The sequence below is a fragment of the Flavobacterium sp. UBA4854 genome, assembly GCF_002399805.1.
GTDB lineage: Bacteria > Bacteroidota > Bacteroidia > Flavobacteriales > Flavobacteriaceae > Flavobacterium > Flavobacterium ginsengisoli.
The window spans coordinates 10,348-16,083 of record NZ_DHEI01000017.1; the positions used below are offsets into that span (position 1 = coordinate 10,348).

The 5,736-nt window shown below is 30.7% G+C and carries 7 protein-coding genes; 5 read left to right on the forward strand and 2 right to left on the reverse strand.

Annotation, left to right across the window (positions count from 1 at the left end):
* Positions 1 to 1,814 (forward strand): PD-(D/E)XK nuclease family protein (locus B3J44_RS01595; protein WP_286965183.1); only part of this gene is annotated, 1,814 nt, incomplete at its 5' end.
* A gap of 477 nt (positions 1,815 to 2,291) precedes the next feature.
* Here the strand turns inward: B3J44_RS01595 and B3J44_RS01600 are convergent.
* Positions 2,292 to 2,435, reverse strand: coding sequence for a hypothetical protein (locus B3J44_RS01600; protein WP_198855343.1), 144 nt, complete (start codon positions 2,433 to 2,435; stop codon positions 2,292 to 2,294).
* A 291-nt stretch (positions 2,436 to 2,726) separates the two neighbouring features.
* Between B3J44_RS01600 and B3J44_RS01605 the strand changes: the two genes are divergently transcribed.
* Together B3J44_RS01605 and B3J44_RS01610 are read left to right on the forward strand one after the other, a co-directional pair.
* Positions 2,727 to 3,047 (forward strand): hypothetical protein, encoded by a 321-nt coding sequence (locus tag B3J44_RS01605; protein WP_198855344.1) that lies wholly within the window; start codon positions 2,727 to 2,729, stop codon positions 3,045 to 3,047.
* 26 nt (positions 3,048 to 3,073) lie between these two features.
* Positions 3,074 to 3,448 (forward strand): hypothetical protein, encoded by a 375-nt coding sequence (locus tag B3J44_RS01610; RefSeq protein WP_198855345.1) that lies wholly within the window; start codon positions 3,074 to 3,076, stop codon positions 3,446 to 3,448.
* An 85-nt stretch (positions 3,449 to 3,533) separates the two neighbouring features.
* Here B3J44_RS01610 and B3J44_RS01615 read toward each other — a convergent pair whose 3' ends face one another.
* Positions 3,534 to 4,310, reverse strand: coding sequence for an alpha/beta fold hydrolase (locus B3J44_RS01615; protein ID WP_286965190.1), 777 nt, complete (start codon positions 4,308 to 4,310; stop codon positions 3,534 to 3,536).
* A gap of 457 nt (positions 4,311 to 4,767) precedes the next feature.
* On the opposite strand from B3J44_RS01615, the gene B3J44_RS01620 reads away from it, so the two are divergent.
* On the forward strand, positions 4,768 to 5,124 hold the full coding sequence (locus tag B3J44_RS01620; protein ID WP_274254603.1) for a hypothetical protein: 357 nt from the start codon (positions 4,768 to 4,770) through the stop codon (positions 5,122 to 5,124).
* Between the two features lie 89 nt (positions 5,125 to 5,213).
* The gene (locus B3J44_RS01625) at positions 5,214 to 5,732 is read left to right on the forward strand and encodes a ferritin (protein WP_198855348.1); all 519 of its coding nucleotides are present in this window, start codon (positions 5,214 to 5,216) and stop codon (positions 5,730 to 5,732) included.
* Positions 5,733 to 5,736 lie beyond the last annotated feature (4 nt).

The window sequence follows — 5,736 nt, forward strand, 5'->3', positions numbered from 1 at the left end:
TATTGGTTCCTGTTTTGTATTCGCTTCCCTCATCTGTTGGGGCTTTAAATATTACAATGGGATATTCTGGAAAGAACAATCCGTCGCAGATTTTTGTTGCCAAATTATTTAAAATGCATACCAATGCCCTTTCTCGAAAAGGCGGCAGTTATGTTTTTTATTATAAAGATGTGCTTGATATTTTAACTCATCCGTTGGTTGAACCTTATGCAAATGCGCATAGATTAGTAAGAATTATTAAAGAAAACAATTATACTTTTATTACCCATCAGAAAATTTTAGAGCTTCATCCTGAGCCTTCGAGTTTCTTTGATTTGTTGTTTGAAAAATGGATAAATGGTTCTGTTGCGGTTTTAAAAAACATTTCTGCTTTATTAATTGCAATAAAAGATCATTTTAGTAATGATAACGAAGAAGAAAAAATTGCGAAAGCCTTTGTCTACGGAGTTTTTAAAGTAATTAATAAACTTATAAATTACTATTCTAAACATCATCATATTGATAATATTGATACGCTTCATTCAATTTATAAGCAAATTATAGATTTGGCAGAAGTGTCTTTTGAAGGTGAACCGTTGCGTGGTTTGCAGATTATGGGAGTTTTAGAAAGCCGTGTTTTGGACTTTGAGACGGTAATTATAACTTCTATGAATGAAGGTAAATTTCCAGCTGGAAAATCGCAGAATTCATTTATTCCTTATGATGTAAAAAGAGAGCTTGGGCTTCCGACTTTTAAAGAAAAAGATGCGATTTACACCTATCACTTTTATCATTTATTGCAAAGGGCTAAAAATATCTATTTGATTTATAATACGGAAAATGACGGATTGGATGCGGGAGAGCGAAGCCGTTTTATAACGCAATTAGAAGTCGAAAAAAAAGCACAGCATAATATTACGTTTGATATTTATAATCCGGATCTCCCAAATACAGCTTATGAGCCTATTTCTGTCCCAAAGTCTGATTTGGTGATGGAGCGTTTGAAAGAAATTGCTGTTAATGGATTTTCTCCGTCGGCTTTGACTAGTTATATTCGGAATCCAATTGAATTTTATTTTCAGAAGATATTAAGAATTCGTGAAGTTGAAGAAGTTGAAGAAAACATTGCGTTGAATACTTTAGGGACTATTATTCATGAGACTTTAAAAGCATTGTACGAACCTTTTATAGGGAAGTTTATTTCTGAGAATGATCTTTCAAATTGCTTTAAGTTGCTGGATGACGAAGTTCTTAAGCAATTTAAGTTGGTTTATAAAGAAGGAGAAATTAAGAAAGGACGTAATCTTTTGGCTTTTGAAGTGGCAAAACGAAACGTCTCTAATTTCTTGAAAATGGAATTGGAATCGGTTAAAAATAATGAAGCGATTCAGATTGTCGCTTTAGAACAAACTTTTGAACGTGAGTTTGTCCATCCAAAATTACCATTTCCTGTTTTAATTAAAGGAAATGTCGACCGTATAGAGCGTCGAGATGGCAAAATTCGAATTATTGATTATAAGACTGGAAAAGTAGAAAAGGCTAGTGTTGTATTGAAAACTTGGAACGGATTAACGCAGGAGATTAAAAACGATAAAATTATTCAGGTTTTGGCTTATGCTTTCATGTTTGAAAAAGAAGCGGGCGGACTTCCGATAGAAGTTGGAATTATTTCATTCAAAAACCTAAAATCAGGATTTTTGCCTTTTGGTTTTAAAGAAGAAAAAGATCTAGATGTCATAGTGACGCCTCAAATCTTAAATTCTTATCTGGAAGAAATAGCCAATTTGTTAGCGGAGATTTTTGATATTAATATTCCTTTTGAAGAAAAAATATAAGTCTGCTTTTTTAAAATGCAATACTTTGAAATCGGTTAATTTTACAAGTTGTTTTTTTGATGTAATTAGTTTATTTTGAGTGGTGTTCCTTTTTGTGTGCTTTTTTTAATGAGGCGATAAACAAAAGCGGAAGTTAATATTTGTTTATTATGTTCAAATTTCTTTAAAATCAAAAAGCTAGAAAGGGGTATTTTGAAAGAAAGAGTGTTTTTTTGGATAAGATGGATAATTTTTTAATCAATTAAAACCTAAGTTTTTTAGTGATTTTTTATTGATTTGTCTTTAAAAAGAAATGGAATTCCAATGAATGCAATTTAAAGAAAAATCTTATGTAAAAGATATGGTTATTGTCACTTGGAATAAACGAAGTATCATATGAAATAAAGCTGCTTTCAAAATTTTAAATGCAGTTAAGTCGCATATAACCAATTAAAAAGCCGAATTTGTTTCAAACAAATTCGGCTTTTTTTGATGCTTTTAGCTGAATATTTTTTTGAAGAAACCTTTCTTAGATTTTTCTTCAGAAGTCGTGTTGTTAATGTGTCCGTTTTCAATACGAAATCTTCTAAACTTCTCCAGTTTTACATTTAAATCAAAGCGTAATTCGTCAACAGTTTTCATTTTGATAAAATTTTTTTGCAAAGCTGTATAAAAACTTTTGTCAAATGCAACAATCTGCAAATGTTAATTTTAGAAATGAGTTTTGTTAAGTAAAATGTTACGTTTTTAGTATTATTTACTTTTTATGTTAAGATTTTTTGCAGATTTTTTGCAAAAAAACGACATTAATTAAGTGATAAATAAAAGTGCGTCAGTACGTTATACTGCATCTTTTTTTAACAAGTGTTTAGCTTACAATTGCTAATATTAAAATATCTTTGGCGCTTCCAAAAACATGACAAATAAAAGAATATGATTGATTTACAAACACTAGTAGAAGAGACTGGCGCAGAGTCTGGACTGAGTTTTAATATTGATGGCGTCTTAAACGAGTCTGTTAATTTAGAATATGACGGGAATGTTGCAGCAATGATCGGAATGATTTTAAAGATGTGCCTTGAAATGTCTGAAGACGTTAACAATGGAGATCTTAAGCAAGTTATGATTAAAAATAACGACGGAATTGTTGTAGCAAGCAAAAATCAAGATGATAATTGCATCGCGTTGCTTTCTAAAGATTTAAGTAAAATGGGATTATTGCTAAGAAAAATGGATTCTATTTTTAACAACTAATTTAAAAACCAAATATTTTAATACACATGTCAGATTTTTTACAAAATTTTCAAAACGATTTAAAAGAAAATATTAACGGATTTATTGCTGTTTCGGTTACAGAAGTTGAAACAGGAATGTCCTATTGCTCTCTAACAGTAAAATCTGATTTTGATCCAGAATTGGCTTCGGCATATAATTTAGAAGTTGTAAAAGCTAAATTAAATGCACTTAGAGCCTTAGGATTAAATCAAAAAATTAATGATATTTTAATTACCCTTACAGATCAGATTCACATTATTGATGTTTCTGAAGATGGAAGATACTTTATCTACTTAGCAGTAGATTCTACTAAAGCAAATCTTGGTTTAACAAGAGCGACTTTATCTAAATACAAGAAAGACATTACTTCAAAGTTATAACGATATTTTGCCCCCAAGAATGAGAAAAAGGCTATTTCAACCCTAGGTTAGAAATGGCCTTTTTTGATTTTGATAGTTTCGGTTTTTATTCAAAGAAATCTAATAAAACAGTTTTTAGAGCTTCTTTATTTTCAATTTGGCTCATATGCCCATCTTCAAAAGAAACCAATTCGGCTGTAGTATCTTCAATTTGAGAAAGACTTTCTTCGTAATTTAAAACAGGGTCTTTTTTGCCTAGTATAAATAAAATAGGAAACAAATTTTTATGGACCAATTCTTCTCGGTCTTTTCTAATTTTCATTCCTTCTTGCGAAGCAATAATTCCTTGTAAAGGCGTTTTCAAAGCTTCTGTTTTTACCTTCTCGATTTCTTCTGCTAATCGAATTCTGTTGTTTTCGCTAAACAGATTTGCTATTGCTAAACTTACAAAACCCACATAGTTTTGCTTTACAGCTTTAATAGCGCGGGTTCTATTTATTTTTCTTTCTTCGCTGTCTTCTTTAGAAGTAGAATTTAGTAAAACTAATTTCTGAATTTTTTCTGGATATAATTCGGCGAAAGCCAAACCAACATAGCCACCCATAGAATGTCCTACGATTGTAGTTTTTTCAATATTCAAATGTTCCAGAACTTCATTTACAGCACTGGCATTATCTTCCATTTTATGAATATATCCTAAACAATCAGATTCGCCATGACCTAATAAGTCGATTGCTATAACGCGATATTTTTCTGAAAACAGATCAATGTATTCTGTCCACATTTTTTTGTTTTCAAGAAATCCGTGAAGTAAAACGATTGCTTTTCCTTTTCCCGAATCGGTATAGGAGATTTTAGTATTTTTATAAAGGGTATAATTCAAAACAGAGATTTTATATTGCAAAAATAGCTATTTTCTTAGGCATAAGAAATATAAAATAAGATTTAAATGAGTAGACTTCTTTGATTTTCTCAAAGAAACGGAGCTCTTTTTATTTGGGTTTTTAATGTATTAATGAAGCTATTTCTTCTAGCTTGTGAAACCTTTTCGGCTGAAGTCTGGATTTGAGGCTTTTTGTTTTCGTCAGTGTTTTCAAACACGATTTGTTCTTCAGATTTTGAAAGGGCTATTTTTTAGATTATTTGTTCTGGGCAGCTCGCAAGATTTGCTTTTGATTTTTTTAAGGAATTAATCGGATTTTGGTTTTAAAATAAATGAGTTTTTGCCTTTTTGAGATGTTTTTAAAAGGATAAACCCACTTTGTTATTTTAAATTAGTCTTAATTACGTGTTTAATTGACTGAAATTCTATATTTTTGCATCGTTATAATTTTATCAGAATGGCATTAGTTAGCGATTTGACTACCAAAGTATTATTTGAAACCGAAAAAGGATACAGTTACCAATGTGATTTGACCAACAGTATAATCATCAATTTTGTTGATACAGTGTCAAGTTATAAAATTCAGGATTTTTTGATTTTTCAAAGAAAGGTTAATAGCGTTGATATTCTTAACATGCTTTATGACTTATCTGACCAGTCAGACGCTCAGTTGATCGAAACTACCAAAAGAAATTTCTCTAGAAATCTTACTATCTGCGAAATAGTGCAGTTGAGAGATTTACTTAACGGAACAAAATTTACCCTTACATTGCATTCTATGCTTTGCAATATTGTTAATGTAGAGCTTATTTAGATTCTTACTTAGATTAAATCCAAATTTTCAAGCAGTTACAGATGCCTCCTTTAATTTTTGTAATTTTACACGTATAAAAATTTAAGGTTATGAAAGATTTACTAAGAACAAGTACTTCATTAGTTGAAGGAATCGAAAATATATTGAACTTACAGGCAAAAATAGAAAGCGACGCTTCTAATAAATATTTAGCTATGGCTGCGTGGTTAGATAGAAACGGTTACGCAAATACAGCATCTTACTTATACAAGCAAGCCGAAGAAGAAAGAGAGCATTTTCTAAAAGTTTTCAAATATATTACAGACATGGGAGGAATTGCAGTTACGCCATCTGTTCCAGAAGTACAGCAAGAATTTGCTTCTTTTAGAGAAGTATTCGAAATTGCTTTACAAAACGAAATTGCAGTTACTCAAGCAATCAATAAAGTAATCGCAAAATGTAGAGCTGAGAATGACTACGCTACAGAAGATTTTATGATGTGGTATGTAGCTGAGCAAAGAGAAGAAGAGAAAAATGCAAGAAGAGCATTAGAACTTTTCGAACTAATTAACGGAAACGAAGCTGATGGCAAATTTCAATTAGACCTTCAGATTTCAAAAATCGGATAATTAA

What these genes read in the sequence shown, in the direction of transcription:
- B3J44_RS01620 (WP_274254603.1), top strand. Translation starts at nt 4,768, where the DNA reads ATGGCATTAGTTAGCGATTTGACTACCAAAGTATTATTTGAAACCGAA.
- B3J44_RS01600 (WP_198855343.1), bottom strand. Translation starts at nt 2,435, where the DNA reads ATGAAAACTGTTGACGAATTACGCTTTGATTTAAATGTAAAACTGGAG.
- B3J44_RS01605 (WP_198855344.1), top strand. Translation starts at nt 2,727, where the DNA reads ATGATTGATTTACAAACACTAGTAGAAGAGACTGGCGCAGAGTCTGGA.
- B3J44_RS01625 (WP_198855348.1), top strand. Translation starts at nt 5,214, where the DNA reads ATGAAAGATTTACTAAGAACAAGTACTTCATTAGTTGAAGGAATCGAA.
- B3J44_RS01610 (WP_198855345.1), top strand. Translation starts at nt 3,074, where the DNA reads ATGTCAGATTTTTTACAAAATTTTCAAAACGATTTAAAAGAAAATATT.